Annotated in this window: 16 protein-coding genes and 1 other annotated feature; of the genes, 14 read left to right on the top strand and 2 right to left on the bottom strand. The window is 38.3% G+C overall.

Annotated elements, in window-relative coordinates; all coding sequences use genetic code 11:
* Positions 1-192: 192 nt before the first annotated feature.
* From clpX to yihA, 4 genes are all read left to right on the top strand, one after another.
* Positions 193-1,458, top strand: coding sequence for an ATP-dependent protease ATP-binding subunit ClpX (clpX, locus tag DIS06_RS01765; RefSeq protein ID WP_110111523.1), 1,266 nt, complete (start codon positions 193-195; stop codon positions 1,456-1,458).
* 203 nt (positions 1,459-1,661) lie between these two features.
* Positions 1,662-3,329, top strand: coding sequence for an ATP-dependent protease LonB (gene lonB, locus DIS06_RS01760; protein ID WP_110111522.1), 1,668 nt, complete (start codon positions 1,662-1,664; stop codon positions 3,327-3,329).
* Positions 3,330-3,516: 187 nt separating this feature from the next.
* Positions 3,517-5,838, top strand: coding sequence for an endopeptidase La (gene lon, locus DIS06_RS01755; protein WP_110111521.1), 2,322 nt, complete (start codon positions 3,517-3,519; stop codon positions 5,836-5,838).
* Positions 5,835-6,416 (top strand): ribosome biogenesis GTP-binding protein YihA/YsxC, encoded by a 582-nt coding sequence (gene yihA / locus DIS06_RS01750; RefSeq protein WP_110111520.1) that lies wholly within the window; start codon positions 5,835-5,837, stop codon positions 6,414-6,416. The genes lon and yihA overlap by 4 nt, the downstream gene beginning before the upstream one ends.
* 105 nt (positions 6,417-6,521) lie before the next feature.
* Here the strand turns inward: yihA and DIS06_RS01745 are convergent, their stop codons facing one another.
* On the bottom strand, positions 6,522-7,007 hold the full coding sequence (locus DIS06_RS01745) for a LiaF transmembrane domain-containing protein (protein ID WP_110111519.1): 486 nt from the start codon (positions 7,005-7,007) through the stop codon (positions 6,522-6,524).
* Positions 7,008-7,251: 244 nt separating this feature from the next.
* On the opposite strand from DIS06_RS01745, the gene hemA reads away from it, so the two are divergent.
* From hemA to ysxE, 8 genes are all read left to right on the top strand, one after another.
* Positions 7,252-8,592: a glutamyl-tRNA reductase gene (gene hemA / locus DIS06_RS01740; protein ID WP_110111518.1), complete on the top strand. Its 1,341-nt coding sequence runs from the start codon at positions 7,252-7,254 to the stop codon at positions 8,590-8,592.
* A gap of 14 nt (positions 8,593-8,606) precedes the next feature.
* Positions 8,607-9,440: a cytochrome C assembly family protein gene (locus tag DIS06_RS01735; RefSeq protein ID WP_110111517.1), complete on the top strand. Its 834-nt coding sequence runs from the start codon at positions 8,607-8,609 to the stop codon at positions 9,438-9,440.
* Between the two features lie 14 nt (positions 9,441-9,454).
* Positions 9,455-10,387 (top strand): hydroxymethylbilane synthase, encoded by a 933-nt coding sequence (hemC, locus tag DIS06_RS01730; protein WP_110111516.1) that lies wholly within the window; start codon positions 9,455-9,457, stop codon positions 10,385-10,387.
* Complete coding sequence (locus DIS06_RS01725) at positions 10,387-11,184, top strand: uroporphyrinogen-III synthase (RefSeq protein WP_110111515.1); 798 nt, start codon at positions 10,387-10,389, stop codon at positions 11,182-11,184. The genes hemC and DIS06_RS01725 overlap by 1 nt, the downstream gene beginning before the upstream one ends.
* Before the next feature lie 15 nt (positions 11,185-11,199).
* On the top strand, positions 11,200-12,180 hold the full coding sequence (gene hemB, locus DIS06_RS01720) for a porphobilinogen synthase (protein ID WP_110111514.1): 981 nt from the start codon (positions 11,200-11,202) through the stop codon (positions 12,178-12,180).
* A gap of 20 nt (positions 12,181-12,200) precedes the next feature.
* Positions 12,201-13,490 carry a glutamate-1-semialdehyde 2,1-aminomutase gene (gene hemL, locus DIS06_RS01715; RefSeq protein ID WP_110111513.1) on the top strand — a complete coding sequence of 430 codons (1,290 nt, stop codon included), beginning with the start codon at positions 12,201-12,203 and terminating at the stop codon, positions 13,488-13,490.
* A gap of 207 nt (positions 13,491-13,697) precedes the next feature.
* Entirely contained in the window at positions 13,698-14,858 is a 1,161-nt protein-coding gene (gene spoVID, locus DIS06_RS01710; protein WP_110111512.1) for a stage VI sporulation protein D, read from the top strand.
* Between the two features lie 199 nt (positions 14,859-15,057).
* A complete protein-coding gene (ysxE, locus tag DIS06_RS01705) occupies positions 15,058-16,104 on the top strand; it encodes a spore coat protein YsxE (RefSeq protein ID WP_110111511.1) in 1,047 nt (348 codons plus the stop codon).
* A gap of 149 nt (positions 16,105-16,253) precedes the next feature.
* On the opposite strand, the gene DIS06_RS01700 is transcribed toward ysxE, so the two are convergent.
* Positions 16,254-16,451, bottom strand: a complete 198-nt coding sequence (locus tag DIS06_RS01700; RefSeq protein ID WP_110111510.1) for a hypothetical protein — start codon at positions 16,449-16,451, stop codon at positions 16,254-16,256.
* A gap of 185 nt (positions 16,452-16,636) precedes the next feature.
* Positions 16,637-16,886 (top strand) — a binding site (T-box leader).
* Between the two features lie 50 nt (positions 16,887-16,936).
* On the opposite strand from DIS06_RS01700, the gene DIS06_RS01695 reads away from it, so the two are divergent.
* A complete protein-coding gene (locus tag DIS06_RS01695) occupies positions 16,937-19,579 on the top strand; it encodes a valine--tRNA ligase (protein ID WP_110111509.1) in 2,643 nt (880 codons plus the stop codon).
* Between the two features lie 103 nt (positions 19,580-19,682).
* Entirely contained in the window at positions 19,683-20,975 is a 1,293-nt protein-coding gene (locus tag DIS06_RS01690) for a bifunctional folylpolyglutamate synthase/dihydrofolate synthase (RefSeq protein WP_110111508.1), read from the top strand.
* Positions 20,976-20,993 lie beyond the last annotated feature (18 nt).

Genomic DNA, 20,993 nt, shown 5'->3' with positions numbered 1-20,993 from the left:
TTTTTAGTATCTATTCTCTACGATGTATGGTAAAATGCAATACAAATATTTTCATCTACACGGAAATATAAACAAATATGAAAATATAAGCCACTTTTTACCTGCAGATAAATAAGCCGTTATTTTATTGGCCTTTACACTGGATGGGACTTTAGTTTAAGCATTTTAGTAAATACTACAAGGGGTGAAAGTATGTTTAAATTTAACGATGAAAAAGGGCAACTTAAATGTTCGTTTTGCGGTAAGACACAAGATCAAGTCCGCAAGTTAGTAGCAGGCCCAGGCGTCTATATTTGTGACGAGTGTATCGAACTTTGTACGGAAATCGTTGAAGAAGAACTAGGTACAGAAGAAGAAGTTGAATTCAAAGATGTACCAAAGCCACAAGAAATTCGCGAAATTCTAAATGAATATGTGATTGGTCAAGACGCTGCGAAAAAAGCATTGTCTGTTGCTGTATATAATCATTACAAACGCATCAATTCGAATAGTAAAATTGATGATGTTGAGCTATCTAAAAGTAACATTGCAATGATTGGGCCAACAGGTAGTGGTAAAACATTACTAGCACAAACATTAGCGCGTATTTTAAATGTACCTTTTGCTATTGCAGATGCAACATCATTAACGGAAGCAGGATATGTAGGGGAAGATGTTGAGAATATCTTACTTAAACTAATCCAAGCTGCAGATTATGATGTGGAGAAAGCAGAAAAAGGAATCATTTACATCGATGAAATTGATAAAGTAGCACGTAAATCTGAAAATCCTTCTATTACTCGCGATGTATCAGGTGAGGGTGTTCAACAAGCATTATTAAAAATTCTTGAAGGAACAGTTGCAAGTGTTCCCCCACAAGGTGGAAGAAAGCATCCGCATCAAGAGTTTATTCAAATTGACACCACAAATATTTTATTTATTTGTGGTGGGGCATTTGATGGAATCGAGCCAATTATTAAGCGTCGCTTAGGTAAAAAGGTTATCGGATTTGGTTCAGATGTGAAAAAAGAAGATATTAACGATAAAGAGCTTTTATCAAAAGTGTTGCCTGAAGATTTACTTAAATTTGGTTTAATCCCTGAGTTTATCGGGCGTTTACCAGTGATTGCAAATCTTGAGCAATTAGATGAAGATGCGTTAATTGAAATCTTAACAAAACCGAAAAATGCATTAGTGAAGCAATATCAAAAAATGCTTGAACTTGATAATGTGGAACTTGAGTTTGAACAAGGTGCATTAGCTGAGATTTCGAAGAAAGCAATTGAGCGTAAAACGGGAGCACGTGGTTTGCGTTCCATTATTGAAGGCATTATGCTTGATGTAATGTTTGATCTTCCTTCTCGTGATGATATTGTAAAATGTATCATTACAGCTGAAACGGTTCGTGACCAAGCAGCACCAAAACTTGTTTTACAAGACGGTTCAACAGTTGAAGAAGGCAGTAAAACATCTGCATAATTAAAACAACCCTTCCTTTGAAGGGTTGTTTTTTGCTCTTTTTTTAGAAGTGACAATCAAAATAACAGACATATGCCGTATCATACTTGCCATTTTTTACATGGCTTGTAAAAGAGAAATCATGACGACAGATGTTTATTCCTAGTCCTGCAGGGAGATAATAACAAATAATTATCTCACAAAAAGAGTGCAGGAGGTTCTTTATGAATTGGATGAATATCGCTTTAATTATACAGCTGTTTTTCGGGATTATCATTGGGTTGTACTTTTGGAATTTACTTCGTAATCAGCGCACCCAAAAGGTATCCATTGATCGAGAATCAAAGAAAGAAATGGAACAACTTCGTAAATTACGGTCCATTTCATTAACAGAGCCACTAGCCGAGAAAGTACGCCCAATCAGTTTCAAAGACATTGTTGGTCAAGAGGATGGCATTCGTTCATTAAAAGCTGCGTTATGCGGGCCTAACCCTCAGCATGTGATTATCTACGGACCACCTGGAGTAGGAAAAACAGCAGCAGCTCGTTTAGTGTTAGAGGAAGCGAAAAGAAATCAAAAGTCTCCGTTCAAGCCTGGAGCGGTGTTTGTTGAGTTAGATGCAACAACAGCACGATTTGATGAAAGAGGAATTGCTGATCCACTCATTGGTTCTGTTCATGATCCTATTTATCAAGGGGCGGGGGCAATGGGACAAGCAGGTATCCCTCAACCAAAGCAGGGAGCGGTTACTCATGCTCACGGTGGGATTTTATTTATTGATGAAATTGGAGAATTACATCCAATTCAAATGAATAAGCTATTAAAGGTGTTAGAAGATCGCAAAGTCTTTATGGAGAGTGCGTATTATAGTGAAGAGAATACACAAATTCCTACACACATTCATGATATGTTTCAAAACGGACTTCCAGCAGATTTTCGCTTAATTGGCGCTACAACAAGAACGCCAAATGAAATTCCACCTGCAATTCGTTCGCGCTGTTTAGAAGTCTTTTTTAGAGAGTTAGATAAAGATGAAATTACTATTATTGCTAAAAAAGCGGCTAACAAAATCAATATGGATGTGCCAGATAAGGGAGTGGACGTTTTATCTACATATGCGCGTAATGGTCGTGAAGCTGTAAACATGATGCAAATTGCTGCGGGATTAGCTATTTCAGAAGATCGAACGCACATAAAAAACGAAGATATTGAATGGGTCATTCATTCTAGTCAGCTTACACCACGAAATGAGCCGAAAATCCCTGAGCAAGAAGGCGTTGGAGTGGTCAATGGTTTAGCAGTATATGGACCAAATTCTGGAGCATTACTTGAGATTGAAGTAACAGCGATTAAAGCAAAAGAAAAAGGTAGCATTACGATAACAGGTATTGTGGAAGAAGAAAGCATTGGAGATCGAGGGAAATCTGTTCGACGAAAAAGTATGGCACGAAGCTCGGTTGAAAATGTTATCACAGTATTACGTTCAATGGGAGTACCAGCTGACGAATTCGACATTCATGTGAATTTTCCAGGTGGTGTACCAATCGATGGACCATCGGCAGGTATTACAATGGCAACGGGGATTTACTCTGCTATTTATGAAATACCTGTTAAGCATACGATTGCGATGACTGGTGAAATTGGACTTCACGGAAATGTAAAGCCAATTGGTGGTGTGGTTCCTAAGATTAAAGCAGCTAAGCAAGCAGGTGTGAAAACAGTCATTATTCCTCATGAAAATCTTAGTTCAGTTGTGAATGAGATAAAAGGAATCAACGTTGTAGCAGTGACAAAATTAAATGAAGTGTTTGATACCGCATTCTTAGCACTTGAAGAACATCTAATAAATGTAACAGCGAAAAAGGCATTGCCTAAAACAGAATCACTGTAATGAAGTCGTCCTTTTCCACAACCAAATCATTTTCGGAAAAGGGCGATTTTCCATGCAATGTTTCAAGTTGTCTATGCTATAATAAATAATTACTATCATTAGACATGTACTTACAAATAAGATAGAATTGTAAAAAGACTTAACACTGTACATATTTTACAAGATGAACATTGGAGGTGTTCGTTAGATGACGAATAAAGAAAAAATGATCGTTCCCCTCCTCCCGCTGCGTGGTTTACTCGTTTATCCAACGATGGTATTGCACTTAGATGTTGGACGCGATAAATCGATACAAGCTTTAGAGAAAGCGATGGTAGAGGACCATCTTATTTGCCTTGTAACTCAAAAAGATATGTCAATTGATGAGCCAACAGAGCAAGATTTATATAGCGTTGGAACACTGGCAAAAATTAAGCAAATGCTGAAGCTGCCAAATGGCACAAGTCGTGTGCTTGTTGAAGGCTTAAAGCGTGCTAGCGTAAAACGATTTGAGGAAGAGGAATTTTTTACGGTAGAAATTGAAACTTATGAGACAGAAGAAGAAGCGGATCTTGAAGACAAGGCGCTAATGAGAACGCTTCTAGATTATTTTGAGCAATACATAAAGTTATCAAAGAAAATTTCAGTAGAGACGTTCTCAACTGTTACTGATATTGAAGAACCAGGTCGTTTGGCTGATATTGTTTCTTCGCATCTACCCATTAAAGTAAATCAAAAGCAAGAGGTTCTTGAAATCAACGATGTTAAAGAACGTCTGAACAAAGTCATTGGATATATTCACAATGAAAAAGAAGTGATGCAATTAGAAAAGAAAATTGGTCAGCGCGTGAAGAAATCAATGGAACGCACGCAAAAAGAGTACTATTTACGCGAACAAATGAAAGCCATTCAAAAAGAACTAGGCGATAAGGAAGGAAAAACGGGTGAAGTGGCGACGCTTCGTGAAAAAATCGAAGCTGTTGGTATGCCCGAAAACGTAGAAGCAGCTGCGCTAAAAGAGCTTGAACGATATGAAAAAGTACCAGCAAGTTCAGCTGAAAGTTCCGTGATCCGTAACTACATTGAATGGTTAATCTCTGTTCCTTGGACGAAAGAAACAGAAGATATGTTAGATGTGAATCGCGCTGAGAAAATTTTAGATGATGAACATTACGGATTAGAAAAAGTAAAAGAACGTGTATTGGAGTATTTAGCTGTTCAACAGTTAACGAAGTCCTTAAAAGGTCCTATTCTTTGCTTAGCTGGTCCTCCGGGTGTAGGTAAAACGTCTTTAGCTAAATCAATTGCCACATCATTAAATCGTCATTTCGTGCGTGTCTCATTAGGTGGCGTGCGTGATGAGTCTGAAATTAGAGGACACCGACGAACGTACGTAGGAGCAATGCCAGGGCGTATTATTCAAGGGATGAAAAAAGCAGGAACGATTAACCCTGTCTTTTTACTAGATGAGATTGACAAAATGTCAAACGACTTCCGTGGCGATCCTTCAGCAGCACTATTAGAGGTATTAGATCCAGAGCAAAACCATACATTTAGCGATCATTATATTGAAGAGTCCTACGATTTATCAAAAGTCATGTTTGTTGCAACAGCAAACAATTTAGCGACGATACCAGGTCCGTTACGCGATCGTATGGAAATTATCAATATTGCAGGTTACACAGAAGTAGAGAAGTTAGAAATTGCAAAAAGGCATTTGGCTCCAAAACAGTTAGAAAATCACGGACTCCAAAAGTCGCATCTTCAAATTCGTGACGATGCGATGATGGCGTTGATTCGTCTTTATACAAGAGAAGCTGGTGTTCGTAATTTGGAGCGTGAAATTGCATCCGTTTGCCGCAAAGCCGCTCGTATGGTTGTATCAGGTCAAAAGAAACGAGTTGTTGTAACAGAAAAAAATCTTGAAGAATTTTTAGGAAAACCAAGATATCGTTACGGACAAGCGGAATCAGAAGACCAAGTTGGTGTGGCAACAGGGCTTGCTTATACTGCAGTCGGTGGAGATACACTGGCGATTGAAGTGAGTCTATCACCAGGAAAAGGAAAGTTAGTGTTAACAGGAAAGCTTGGAGATGTGATGAAAGAGTCGGCGCAAGCTGCATTTAGTTACATCCGATCTAATGCCCAACAGTTAGGCGTTGATGGAAATTTCCATGAAAAAAATGATATTCATATTCATGTTCCAGAAGGTGCTGTTCCGAAAGACGGACCATCAGCTGGAATCACAATGGCAACAGCGCTTATTTCTGCATTAACAAACCGCCCAATTCGAAAAGAAGTGGGGATGACAGGCGAAATTACATTAAGAGGTCGCGTGTTACCAATTGGTGGTTTGAAAGAGAAGTCATTGAGTGCTCATCGTGCCGGATTAACGAAAATCATTATCCCAAGTGAAAATGAAAAAGATATTGAAGATATACCAGAAAGTATTCAACATGAACTTGACATCGTGTTAGTATCTCATATAGATGAAGTACTGAAACATGCATTAGTAGGAGAGAAAAAATGAAAGTAACTCAAGCAGACATTGTTATTAGTGCGGTAAAGCCAGAGCAATATCCAGCGGAAAACTTCCCGGAATTTGCGCTTGCAGGACGCTCAAACGTTGGGAAATCGTCATTTATTAATAAAATGATTAATCGTAAAAGCTTAGCTCGAACGTCTTCTAAGCCAGGTAAAACCCAAACGTTAAATTTTTATATTATTAATGAATCGGTTCACTTTGTTGATGTTCCTGGATACGGATTTGCAAAAGTATCTAAAAAGGAGCGTGAAGCGTGGGGGAAGATGATTGAAACGTATTTAACGCAACGTGAACAGTTAAGAGCTGTTTTGCTTATCGTTGATTTACGTCACCCACCAACGAATGATGATGTAATGATGTATGACTTTTTAAAGCATTACAACATTCCAGTCATTGTCGTTGCAACAAAAGCAGATAAAATCCCAAAAGGAAAATGGGAAAAGCACGTAAAGGTAACAAAAGAAACATTACAACTTCAGCCAGAAGATCAAATTATTACGTTTTCTTCTGAAACAGGGCAAGGAAAAGAGAAGGCGTGGGGAGCTTTACAGCGATTCATGTAAGAAAAAAGCATTGAGGCGATTGCCTCAATGCTTTTTTGAATATGTACTGAAGGTAAACCTACATTTAAATCGTATGTACAACTTTCGATCAGTTTTTTACATAGTTTACTTTTTTTTGAAAAATAATAAGTATAAGCCAATAAGTAGCAATGAAACAGGCCAAAAATTTAGTAAATAAGCAGCATTATCTTCTACCATGCTTGTCCATTGCTTAATTCGTTCTGAAAACATCATTGTAAAAGCAGCAAGTAATAATACAGTCCCTTGTAGCAATCCAGATTTTAACTGTCGGGAGCTAAGTAAAAAACTGATTGAAATCATAAACGGGATCATACCGGTATGAGCAGGCCAAAATGATAGGACGTTAACAGCTATAAAGTGGATACCTAGTGTCAAAAGGATATAACCTGCTAATAATCCTGAATGATCTTGAGATGCACGAGCTTGAGCAAGCAAGGCTAAGCCAATCAAAAGCATAACAGTGGGCCATGTATGCAATTTTGATGCAATCTCGACATTTAATTCAGCTAAAAGAAAAAAGAGTCCAAATCCTACTAATAATACACCAAAAAACATTGCTTGTTTCTTCATCGTAACCTCCTGGTAGACAAAAACAGGAAACTTGCTGTGTAACTGCTTTTTTGATAACTTACTTTATGAATGATAATGACTATTTTGCCTTTTAGCAAGTCATGTGTTGTTGCTTATTTTACAAAATCAATCTTAACACAGGATGTCAAATACTGTTCAAACTTTTTTTTAGTCCTACGAAAGAAACATGTTATAATAGATAAAGGGATTTGAGTAAATTTTGATTGTAGGGGGTATGTAACAAGTGCATATTATAGCAGTCGGCTTAAATTATCGAACAGCCCCTGTTGAAATAAGAGAAAAGCTTAGCTTTAATGAACATGAGTTACCATCTGCTATGAAAGCTTTAAGTCATCAAAAAAGCATTCTAGAAAATGTCATTGTTTCAACGTGCAACCGTACGGAAATTTATGCCGTTGTTGATCAATTACACACAGGTCGTTACTACATTAAAGCCTTTTTAGCAGAGTGGTTTCAATTAGATAAAAATGATTTCTCGCCTTTTTTAAATATCTATGAAGATGACGGTGCGATGGAACATTTGTACCGTGTTTCTTGCGGGTTAGACTCAATGGTATTGGGAGAAACACAAATCTTAGGACAAGTGCGTTCTAGCTTTTTGCTTGCTCAAGAACAAGGGGCGGTAGGAACCGTATTTAATCAATTATTTAAACAAGCTGTGACCCTAGCAAAACGAGCACATCATGAAACAGAAATTGGTGCAAATGCTGTATCGGTGAGTTATGCAGCGGTTGAATTAGCCAAAAAGATTTTTGGGGATTTAACATCTAAAAACATCTTAATTCTCGGTGCAGGTAAGATGGGTGAGCTAGCGGCGAAGAATTTATATGGCAGCGGTGCGAAAAAGGTAACCGTTATCAATCGTACATTTGAAAAGGCTCAGCAGCTCGCAAGTCGATTTTCAGGTGAAGCCAAGCAATTAGCAGAACTTCAATGTGCATTAATTGAAGCCGATATTTTAATTAGTTCAACAGGTGCAAAAGACTTTGTGGTAACAAAGGATATGATGGTACATGTAGAGCGTATGCGAAAAGGGCGTCCTCTTTTTATGGTAGACATTGCTGTACCTCGTGACCTTGATCCAGCGTTAGCACAGTTAGATAGCGTGTTTTTATATGATATAGATGATCTAGAAGGGATTGTCGAAGCAAACCTTCAAGAACGTAAAAGAGCAGCGGAACAAATTGAGATAATGGTTGAAGCAGAAGTGGTTGACTTTAAACGATGGATTAATACATTAGGTGTTGTTCCTGTTATTTCGGCTCTTCGTGAAAAAGCACTTGCGATTCAAGCAGATACGATGAAAAGCATTGAACGTAAGCTTCCAAGTTTATCAGAACGTGAAAGAAAAGTTCTTAATAAGCATACAAAAAGCATTATTAACCAGTTGTTGCGTGACCCGATTTTACATGCGAAAGAATTAGCAGGAGAGCCTAATGCTCAGGAATCTCTTGACCTATTTATGAGAATCTTTGATATTGAAGAAGCTGTTAAAGCAGATCAACATAGACATCACAATCAAGAACAACCAGAATCAGCTTACAAAATAGCTTATGAATCATAAGTGGGGATTGATATATGGTTGATATTCAGTTGACCAGGATTTATGAACTTATCGTTATTTTATACGCGGCTAGCGTGTTATTATATTTTATTGATTTTGTCCAACATAACCGGAAGGCGAACAAAATAGCCTTCTGGTTACTTTCTATTGTGTGGACGCTACAAACGATCTTTTTAATTTCGCGAATGTTTACAACAGGAAGGTTTCCAATTTTAACAATCTTTGAGGGTCTTTATTTTTATGCGTGGGTATTGATTACGCTCTCTCTTGTAATTAATCGACTCTTGCGTGTAGACTTTATCGTTTTTTTCACAAACGTACTTGGATTTTTAATTATGGCGATTCATACGTTTGCGCCGATGCAATATCCAACGTCGGTAGAAGCTGAACAAGTGGTATCTGAGTTGTTAATCATTCACATTACGATGGCAATTTTATCGTATGGAGCTTTTTCGATATCGTTCGCGTTTTCAGCACTATACTTAGTTCAATATCATTTATTAAAAAAGAAAAAATGGGGAAAGCACCTATTACGAATCGAGGACTTAACAAAGCTTGATTATATGGCTTACGTTCTCATTGTGATGGGAATTCCTCTTTTATTATTATCGCTTATTTTAGGATTGATTTGGGCTTATATTAAAGTTGTGAATTTTCATTGGTATGATACAAAAGTATTGGGGTCTTTTTTTGTTTTGATTGCGTATAGCGCCTATCTTTATGTACGCTTACGAAAAGGGATACAAGGCAAAGCCATTGCAACTTGGAATATTGGCTTATTTTTAATAGTACTGATTAACTTTTTCTTATTTGGAAGTTTATCAAACTTTCACTTTTGGGATTCGTAGTAGGAGGATACATCATGCGAAAAATCATTGTCGGCTCTCGTCGAAGTAAATTAGCTTTAACGCAAACAAACTGGGTAATTGATCAATTAAAGAAGCAAGGCCTTCCTTATGAGTTTGAAGTGAGGGAAATCGTGACAAAAGGTGATCAAATTTTAGATGTGACCCTATCAAAAGTTGGTGGAAAAGGGTTATTTGTCAAAGAGATTGAACAAGCGATGTTAAACAAAGAGATTGATATGGCTGTTCATAGTATGAAAGACATGCCGGCTGTTCTTCCTGACGGTTTAACAATCGGTTGTATTCCGGATCGAGAAGATCACCGAGATGTGTTAATTTCAAAAACGGGGAAAACGTTTGAAGAGCTGCCAAGCGGTTCAGTCATTGGAACGAGTAGTTTGCGAAGAAGTGCACAACTTTTAGCAAAACGTTCTGATATTGAAATTAAATGGATTCGTGGAAACATTGATACTCGTTTAGAAAAGTTGAAAAATGAAGAATACGATGCCATTATTCTAGCAGCAGCAGGATTATCTCGTATGGGATGGTCAAAAGATACAGTGACACAATACTTAGATGCAGAATTAAGTGTGCCAGCAGTTGGTCAAGGAGCATTAGCGATTGAGTGCCGTGAAGATGATAAGGATTTATTAAGCTTGCTTCAAGGGTTCAATCATCCGAACACAAATGCGGTTGTGACGGCTGAACGTGCATTCCTTCATAAAATGGAAGGTGGCTGTCAAGTGCCGATTGCCGGGTATGGGCGCTTTGTAAACGATGAAGAAATTGAGTTAACAGCTCTTGTTGCTTCTCCAGATGGACAAACTGTGTATAAAGAAAAGCTCACAGGTAAAAATCCAATTGAACTTGGATATGAAGCTGCGAAACAATTAACAGAACAAGGTGGAAAACAACTAATTGATCGTGTGAAAGAGGAGCTTGACAAGTGATGAGTCATCGTGCTCCTCTTTTTTTGAAAAACATTTTAGTGACACGGTCATCTCGTCAAGCTCATTCCTTTTCAACCAAACTTGAAGAGCTTGGGGGGATACCCATTCATATTCCCTTGTTAACATTTAAGCGTGCAGAAGGGAACCGACTTCACATTGGAGAAGCAATTAAACATTTACATACGTATCAATGGATTGTGTTTACGAGTCAAAACGGCATTTCTTTTTTCATGAAGTGGTTAGATGACTATCAGATAAAACATGACGAATTGAACAAACTAAACATAGCAGTTGTAGGTGAAAAAACAGCAAACGAATTAAAAAAGTATGGTGTGAAGGCAACACTAATGCCAAAAGAATTTGTAGCTGAGTCATTATTAGACTCGTTACTTGAGAATGTACATAAAAATGAAAAGGTTTTACTTATCAGAGGTAATCTAGCTCGTCCTGTTATCCGAGAAGGATTGCAAAAGAAAGGGTACCATGTAACAGATGTGATTGTGTATGAGACGGTGCGGAACGAAAGTAAACAACAAGAGCTTATTCAGTTGTTGATCGAACGGAAAATTGATGCGGTGACGTTTACAAGTTCGTCGACTGTGGACTCATTCGTTGAAGCAATGAGAAACGTACCTAATTGGCTAGAGCTAGTAAATGAGTGTCTGATCGTTTGTATCGGTCCCATTACGTCAAAAACAGCCTTGGAATATGGCATCAAGCATGAAGTTCCTACTGCATACACAGTAGATGGTATGATAGAGATGTTAGTATCAATCTTTAATCGTTCGGAGAATTAAAGGAGGCAAATAAACATGAAACATTTAGAGTTTGCGCGTCATCGTCGTTTACGTCATTCAGAAAATATGCGCGCGTTAGTGAGAGAAACACATTTACATGCGGATGACTTTATTTATCCGATATTTGTTGTAGAAGGAGAGAATAAATGCAATGCTGTGCAGTCTATGCCAGGTGTGTATCAGTTGTCTCTCGATTTACTGAATGATGATATCCAAGAAGCGGTTGATTTAGGAATTAAGTCCGTTATTGTGTTTGGTGTACCGGCTGAAAAAGATGAAGTTGGTTCTCAAGCTTATCACGATCATGGTATTGTTCAAAAAGCCATTCGTCAATTACGTGAAGCATTCCCAGAACTTGTACTAATCGCAGATACATGTTTATGTCAGTACACAGATCATGGCCACTGCGGCATTATTGAAGAAGGTAAAATTCTAAACGATCCTACGCTTGATTTACTAGCGCGTACAGCGGTTAGTCAGGCAAAAGCTGGAGCGGACATTATTGCTCCTTCTAACATGATGGATGGATTTGTTGCAGCTATTCGTGAGGGATTAGATGAAGCAGGATTTGAACATATTCCAATTATGTCATATGCCGTGAAATATTCTTCTGCGTTTTATGGTCCTTTCCGTGACGCAGCACATTCTTCACCAAAATTTGGGGATCGCAAAACATATCAAATGGACCCAGCTAATCGCCTAGAAGCGTTACGCGAAGCAGAATCAGATGTGGCAGAAGGAGCAGATTTTCTCATTGTAAAGCCAGCTCTTTCTTACTTAGATATTATTCGCGATGTGAAAAACAACTTTAATCTACCAATTGTTGCTTACAACGTCAGTGGTGAGTATTCAATGATTAAAGCAGCAGCACAAAACGGTTGGATCAATGAGAAAGAAATTGTACTTGAAAAATTAACAAGCATGAAACGTGCAGGTGTTGATTTGATTATTACGTATCATGCAAAAGATGCAGCACGCTGGTTAACAGACAAGTAATAAAGGAGTGTTCTTACGTTATGCGAAGCTATGAAAAGTCAAAAGCAGCATTTTTAGAAGCGAAACAACTAATGCCAGGGGGCGTGAATAGTCCTGTTCGTGCCTTCAAATCAGTTAACATGGATCCTATTTTCATGTCGCACGGAAAAGGTGCAAAGATTTATGACATTGACGGTAATGAATACATTGATTATGTTCTCTCATGGGGTCCGCTCATTCATGGACATTCAAATGATCGCGTTGTTGAAGCCGTTAAAAAAGTAACGGAATCTGGTACAAGTTTTGGCGCACCAACGTTAATTGAAAACGAGTTAGCAAAGCTTGTCATTGAACGAGTACCTTCAATTGAAGTCGTTCGTATGGTGAGTTCAGGTACAGAAGCAACGATGAGTGCACTACGATTAGCTCGTGGATATACTGGACGAAATAAGATCTTGAAGTTTGAAGGGTGCTATCACGGACATGGTGATTCGCTACTAATTAAAGCGGGATCTGGTGTGGCGACATTAGGTTTACCTGATAGTCCAGGTGTTCCAGAAGGAATCGCTAAAAATACAATTACGGTACCTTATAACGACCTCGAGAGTATTCGGTATGCATTTGAACAGTTCGGTGAAGACATTGCAGGCGTAATTGTAGAACCAGTAGCAGGAAATATGGGGGTTGTTCCTCCACTGCCAGGTTTCTTAGAAGGTCTTCGTGAGATTACAAACCAATACGGTTCACTTCTTATTTTTGATGAAGTTATGACAGGATTCCGTGTTGATTATAACTGTGCACAAGGCTATTTTAATGTAACACCAGACTTAACTTGTCTTGGAAAAGTAATTGGTGGTGGATTACCGGTTGGTGCATATGGTGGTAAAGCTGAAATCATGGAACAGATTGCACCGAGTGGACCGATTTATCAAGCAGGTACATTGTCAGGAAATCCACTTGCGATGACAGCTGGGTACGAAACATTATCACAGTTAACACCACAGTCATATGAAGAGTTTGCTCGTAAAGCGGATCGTTTACAAGAAGGTTTACATGAAGCAGCTGAAAAGTATGATATTCCACATACCATCAATCGTGCTGGTTCAATGATTGGATTCTTCTTCACAAACGAACAAGTCGTTAACTATGAAAAGGCAAAAACATCGAACCTAGACTATTTCTCAGCATTTTATCGTGAAATGGCCAATCAAGGGGTGTTCTTACCGCCGTCTCAATTCGAAGGTTTATTCTTATCAACTGCTCATACGGATCAAGATATTGAACAGACGATTGAAGCAGCTGAAAAAGCATTTGCTTCATTACGTAAATAAGGAAAAAGCTCGTACTTCAATGGTACGGGCTTTTTTTATGAGTTTAAAATGAGTGGAATAGGATGTGACTTGCATACATATACATCTACAGATACGTCAACATTTTAACGTGAGCTCTTAAGTGAAAGTCATATTCTTAGAATTTGATTCATACATCTTTAATGACATCTGTCATATTGGTAAGCGTTTTGAAAGGGGGAGAATATTTTGTCGCAGGATAATTTATCGTGTCTGCGTTTTTCCGTAGAAGAATCAGTATGGTTTCAAAAAGGACAGGAAGTTTCACAGCTTTTGTCTATCTCCTTAGAACCTGCAGTTTCAATTGAAGAATACGAGCAATACGTTTCCATCCGTGGAGCGTTAACATTAACAGGTGAATATGAGCTAGCTGAAAATGGTGACGAAGACCAATCGTTGCGCGAATATATAAGTGGAAAGCAAGTGCAGTACGTGCAGGAGAGAGAAAATGGAGTAGCTGAAATGTCTCATCAATTTCCGGTAGACATTACGATTCCAAAGAATCGTATTGAAAGCATTGAACATGTATTTGTTTCGATTGAGTCATTTGACTATGAAACACCTTCATCGAATTGTTTACAGCTGATGGCCGACTTATCAATTACAGGTTTGTACGGAGAACAACAAAGTACAGTAAGAGAAGATGAAGAAGAGGTTATTGAAGAACCTATGTATGAAGAATTAGACGTTGAATATATGGGAGAAACAGAAGAAGAAGAGGAAGAGTTTGAGGAAGTCCAAGACGAAGAAGTATACGAACTCGAGCCGTTGTATCGTAATTCACCTGTTTTAGAAGAAGTGGAAGAAGAAGAAGCACAGGAAGAAAAACAAGAGCAGTATTTTTCTGCCTTTTTCGGAAATCAGTCTCGCAAAGAACCTTCGATTCAAAAGGAAGAAGATTTGTACGAACCGTTTGAGGTGGAAGTGAAAAAAGAAAAGAAAGCAGAAGATTTGATTGACAATGTAGTTGCATTCGAAGCGAGAAATCAAGTATCTGCACCAGCCGCTTGGTCAGAAGAAGATCAAGAAGTGGAGTATGTAAGAGAAGAAGAGTATATCGAAGAGCCAGTTTCTAAGGAAAACGAAATGGTCATTGAAATTCGTAAAGATGCAACAGAATCACAAAGTGGACGTAGCGAAAATGCGCTCTATTTAACGAAGTTATTTTCAAAGCAAGAGGAAGAGTTTACAAGATGGAAAATTTGTATTGTGCAAGCTGGGGATTCAATTGATGAAATTGCTAATCGTTATGCTATTAGTGCACAATCCATCCTTCGAGTCAATCAGTTAGAAAGTGAACAAGATATACAAGAAGGCCAAATCTTAAATATTCCCGTAAGTTCCAAATAAGAAAGCAACCAATGATGCCACTCCTAATCGTCACATAGAACACTGAAAACAGTTTGAGAACCTCTTGCTTCTCAACTGTTTTCTTTATTTATGATGTATTACGTGAAGAACACAGAAGCTAATTGGAATGAGAGGTGCGATGTTTTTGAGTATCCTCTCGTAAAATGAGTTCATGACAAAAAAGAAAGTGGGGCCCCTCATGAATAATGATCAATTAACGTATGGGCCGCTGTTGGAACAATACCGCTTGCAAGTCGACTTTATTGAGGATTATGGGAAAGTAAAAAAAGTGTATACAAATCAAGGTGTCTTTGCATTAAAACGTGTCGATGATCGAAGTTTAAGTCATAATCATTTTATTCAAAAAGTACAGCACCTTCATCAAAAAGGATTTATGAAGTTTGTGCCCATTTATCAAACAACAGAAGGTGCATACACGGTTCCATACCGAAATGCTTATTACTATTTGATGCCTTGGCTACCTGATAATCCAACAGAAGAGCGCGATATTCGATATCATAAACTTTTTCAAGAGTTAGCGCAGCTGCATGCGTTATCTGCTCATGAAGTTGATGTCGTAGGAGAAGACATTGAAGCTCATTATGAAGCATTAAAGAAAACATGGGAAGACCGACAAGCGGAGTTGGAACAATACGTGGTTGAAAGTGAGAAAAAGGTGTATATGTCTCCATTTGAATTATATTTTTGTACATTTTACTACGAGACAACGAGAGCACTGGAGTACGCTCAAGAAAAGTTGAAGCAGTGGTATGAGTATACGAAAGAAAAAGAGAAAATTCGTGTGACGACGGTACATGGAAAGCTTTCAGCTAAACATTTTGTTTACGATGAACGAGGGAACGGTTACTTTATTAATTTTGAACAGGCAAGAGAGGCATCACCTATTTATGATTTAGTGTCATTTTACTATCGAACGCTAAAAACATATCCAATGACAACGATGGATAGTTATGAATGGTACAGCACATACGAGCAACACTTTCCTTTAAGAGAGGAAGAGAGATTGCTCTTGCATATGTATCTTGCATTTCCAGAGCCTATTTATCAAGCAGTTGTTCAATATCGACAGAACTACCGATCAAAGCGCGAATTAGATCATACAAAGTCCTTACTATCTGCTTTTTGGTTAACAAAGAATCTTGAACAATTAAATTTAAAAATTGATGCGGTTGATCAGCAACGCAAACAAGCTGCAGAAGCGGCAGCACAACAATCTCAAACATGATTATTGATCATGTTTTTCTTTTTTTTACGGATTAAAAAAGAGGGGTGTACGAAAAAGGTAAACCATTCGGTAAAAACTCTTTACAGTTACGTGTTTCTTTCATCATTGCCAATAAAAAACGATGAAGAAGATCTCCATCGATGAGGTCGTTAAATCCATTCCATGTAAATTGCCACTGCACATAATGCAAAGATAGCAAGTAAAAACACATCAAATGTTGTAGGGAAAAATAGCGTTCGAATACCTTGGAAAATAGTAAGTGGAATAATAAATTGAGCACAAATGGCTCCAGCATTTTTAAACCAACGTTGTATTTGATACGAATTCACGCTAAACCTTCTCCTCATGTTCGCGCCCCTTCCTACGTTCTTCGTTCTAAATGTTTTTCTTTTATATGTTATCCTATGACTCCATTAGGCGAATCGTTCACTTTTGACGTGTTTTTTTACGAGATTTGAATAGATACATAAAAAAATGGATAAGATTATTGACGATTCGATTATTTTTTATATACTATAATGAGTACATAGTGATAAATACGTAGATTGGGAAGAGTACAGGTTTTCTACGCCTTTCAGAGAGAGAAATCAGTAGCTGGGAGATTTCTTAGGAATGTAGACTTGGAATGTCGCCCATGAGTAGCTTTTTTGAACGTGTGTGTAACATAAGTAGAAAAAGCCGGCATGAAAGCCGTTATGAAACTGAGAGCATCGTTTATTTGATATGCAAAAAAAACGATGAAAAAAGGTGGTACCGCGAAATTCACTCCTTTCGTCCTTTTGATGAGAGGAGTTTTTTGTGTTCAATTATTTACAATATTTGGAGGTACGTTATGAGTGAAAAAGAACTATCGCTATCAACGAAATATGATCCACAAGCAGTTGAAGCGAACCGTTATCAGTATTGGTTAGATGGTAAGTTTTTCGAAGCAACAGGAGATCCAGAAAAAGAACCTTACACGATTGTGATCCCGCCCCCGAACGTAACAGGGAAACTGCATCTAGGTCATGCATGGGATACAACTCTTCAAGATATCTTAACACGTATGAAGCGTATGCAAGGTTACGATGTATTATGGCTTCCTGGTATGGACCACGCAGGTATTGCAACGCAGGCGAAGGTGGAAGAGAAGCTTCGTAATGAAGGGAAAAGTCGTTACGATTTAGGTCGTGAAAAGTTTGTAGAAGAAACGTGGAAATGGAAAGAAGAATATGCAAGCTTCATTCGCGAGCAATGGTCAAAGCTTGGTCTTGGTTTAGATTATTCACGTGAGCGTTTCACACTAGACGAAGGGTTATCAAAAGCAGTTCGTGAAGTATTTGTGACGTTATATAAAAAAGGTCTTATTTATCGTGGTGAATACATTATTAACTGGGATCCCGCGACAAAAACGGCACTTTCTGATATTGAAGTTATTTACAAAGACGTTCAAGGTGCATTTTACCACATGCGTTATCCATTAGCAGATGGTTCAGGTCATATTGAGGTTGCAACAACTCGTCCTGAGACAATGCTTGGAGATACAGCAGTTGCGGTTCACCCAGAAGATGAGCGTTATAAGCATTTAATCGGTAAAACGGTTGTTCTGCCAATCGTTGGTCGTGAAATTCCGATTGTTGGTGATGATTATGTAGACATGGAATTCGGTTCAGGTGCAGTGAAAATTACACCAGCTCATGACCCGAATGACTTTGAAATTGGGAATCGTCATGATTTAGAGCGTATCTTAGTTATGAATCCAGACGGAACGATGAATGAAAAAGCAGCGCAGTACGAAGGTATGGATCGTTTCGAATGTCGTAAGCAAATTGTGAAAGACCTTCAAGCTCAAGACGTACTGTTCAAAATTGAAGAGCATATGCACTCTGTTGGTCATAGTGAGCGTAGCGGTGCTGTGGTTGAACCTTATCTTTCAACACAGTGGTTTGTTAAAATGCAGCCACTTGCAGATAAAGCAGTAGAGCTACAACAAAAAGAAGAAAAAGTAAATTTCGTTCCAGACCGTTTCGAAAAAACATATTTACACTGGATGGAAAACATCCGCGACTGGTGTATTTCTCGTCAGTTATGGTGGGGTCATCGTATTCCGGCTTGGTATCATAAAGAAACAGGTGAAGTTTACGTAGACCATGAGCCACCAGCTGATAGTGAAAACTGGGAGCAAGACACAGACGTATTAGATACGTGGTTCAGTTCAGCTCTATGGCCGTTTTCAACAATGGGTTGGCCTGATGTAGAATCTGCAGACTTTAAGCGTTACTACCCAACAGACGTACTTGTAACGGGTTACGATATTATCTTCTTCTGGGTATCACGCATGATTTTCCAAGGACTAGAGTTTACTGGTAAGCGCCCATTTGATGATGTATTAATTCACGGTCTTGTACGTGATGAACAAGGTCGTAAAATGAGTAAGTCACTTGGTAATGGTGTTGATCCAATGGAAGTAATTGAGAAGTACGGTGCGGATTCACTTCGTTACTTCTTATCAACAGGCTCTTCTCCAGGTCAAGATTTACGTTTTAGCTTTGAAAAAGTAGAAGCAACATGGAACTTTGCCAATAAGATTTGGAATGCATCTCGTTTTGCGTTAATGAATATGAATGGCATTACGTTTGAAGAGCTTGATTTATCAGGTGAAAAGTCAGTTGCAGATAAGTGGATTTTAACTCGTTTAAATGAAACGATTGACAATGTAACAAAACTTGCTGATAAATATGAGTTTGGTGAAGTAGGTCGTGTTCTTTATAACTTCATCTGGGATGATTTCTGTGATTGGTATATTGAGATGGCAAAAATTCCTCTTTACGGTGAAGATGAAGCCGCGAAGAAAACAACTCGTTCTATTTTAGCGTATGTATTAGACAACACAATGCGACTTTTACATCCGTTTATGCCGTTTATTACCGAGGAAATTTGGCAGAACTTGCCGCATGAAGGAGAATCCATTACAGTAGCGAAGTGGCCAGAAGTACGCGAAGACCTTTCTGATAAGGAAGCAGCGAACGAAATGCGCCTATTAGTAGACATTATTCGCGCTGTTCGTAACATTCGTGCGGAAGTAAATACACCAATGAGCAAGCAAATTAAGCTTCAAATTAAAGCAAAAGATGAAAACATCAAAGTTCAACTTGAAAAGAACCGTGCATATCTTGAGCGTTTCTGTAACCCAAGTGAGCTCGTTGTTGGAACAGAAATCGCAGTAGATGATAAAGCGATGACAGCTGTTGTAACAGGCGCAGAGCTAATTTTACCTCTTGAAGGCTTAATTAATATTGACGAGGAAATTGCTCGTCTTGAAAAAGAATTTGATAAACTTAATAAAGAAGTAGATCGTGTTCAAAAGAAATTAAGCAACCAAGGATTCATTGCAAAAGCACCAGAGAAAGTAATTGAAGAAGAACGTGCAAAAGAAGCAGATTACGTTGAAAAACGTGAAGCAGTTAAAGCACGTATCACAGAGCTACGCGGATAATGCAAACAAGAAACGAGTATTGCCCAATGGGTGATGCTCGTTTTTTTGTTTTTCGCTATAATAAAGAAAAAGATAGAGATGAAAAGAAGGGTGAAGGGAAATCATGATGACAACATATGAAGAAGCACTAACGTGGATTCATTCTCGATTTAAGTTCGGAATGAAACTAGGACTTGAACGGATGGAATGGATGTTAAAGCAATTAGGAAATCCTCATCATACGATTCGTGCTGTTCATGTAGCGGGAACAAACGGAAAGGGTTCAACCGTGTCTTATTTACGAAATATCCTACAACAGGCTAATTATGAAGTCGGAACGTTCACGTCACCGTACATTGAAACGTTTAATGAACGCATTAGTGTAAATGGTGTGCCCATTTCAAACGATGAGATGGTTGCATTAGTGAATGACATTTTACCAGTTGTCAACGCAGTGGAGGAAACTGAATACGGTGCACCAACAGAGTTTGAAGTCATTACATTAATGTCGTTTCTATATTTTGGTCAAAAGAAACAATTGGATTATGTCATATATGAAGTGGGTTTAGGAGGGCGTTTTGACTCGACGAATGTCATTCAACCTATTCTTACAGTGATTACAAATATTGGATTTGATCATATGAACATTTTAGGTGACACCGTTGAACAAATCGCGAGTGAAAAAGCAGGAATCGTAAAAGAAGAGATTCCACTTATTACCGCGGTTGAGCAAGACGGAGCGAAAGCGGTTATTGAACAAATTGCATTAGAGCACCAAGCACCTTTGTACCGATTAGGTGAAGAGTTACACATTGATGCATACGAAACATTAGTAGACGGAGAACAGTTTACATTGCAAACACCGTTTCAAGATGCACCGAAATTAGAGCTATCCATGCTTGGCTATCATCAAGTGAAAAATGCTTCACTTGCCACCACCGCTGCTCTTTATTTAAGAAAGCAAGGAGCTCAAATTGAGGATGAGCATATCTATCGTGGATTACGTCAAACAAAATGGCAAGGTCGCTTTGAACAAGTTCGTACAGATCCGTTAACGATCATTGATGGTGCTCATAACCCAGAAGGTGTGGAAAGCTTGCTGTCAACACTGCGCCTACATTATGAAGACCGAAACATCCACTTTATTTTTAGTTGTTTAAAAGACAAAGAAAGTAAGGAAATGATTGCGTCTCTTGAATCAATGGCAACTTCTATTACTTTTACATCATTTGACTTTGAACGAGCAGCAACAGGAAAAGCGCTTTATGATGTAAGTAACCATGAGAAAAAAGCCTATATCGAGGATTGGGCAAAAGCGATTGGCACTGTGACTGACGGGTTGAACGATGAAAAGGATATGTTGGTGATTACGGGATCGTTGTATTTCATATCGCAAATACGAAGCGCGTTTATTTAGCTAGTTAAAAAAGCAGTG

Source organism: Bacillus sp. CGMCC 1.16541, assembly GCF_003184905.1.
In the GTDB taxonomy this organism is placed as follows: Bacteria; Bacillota; Bacilli; order Bacillales; family Bacillaceae_H; genus Priestia.
Note: the sequence above shows the minus strand (reverse complement) of the source record. Positions and strands in the feature narration are given on the sequence as shown.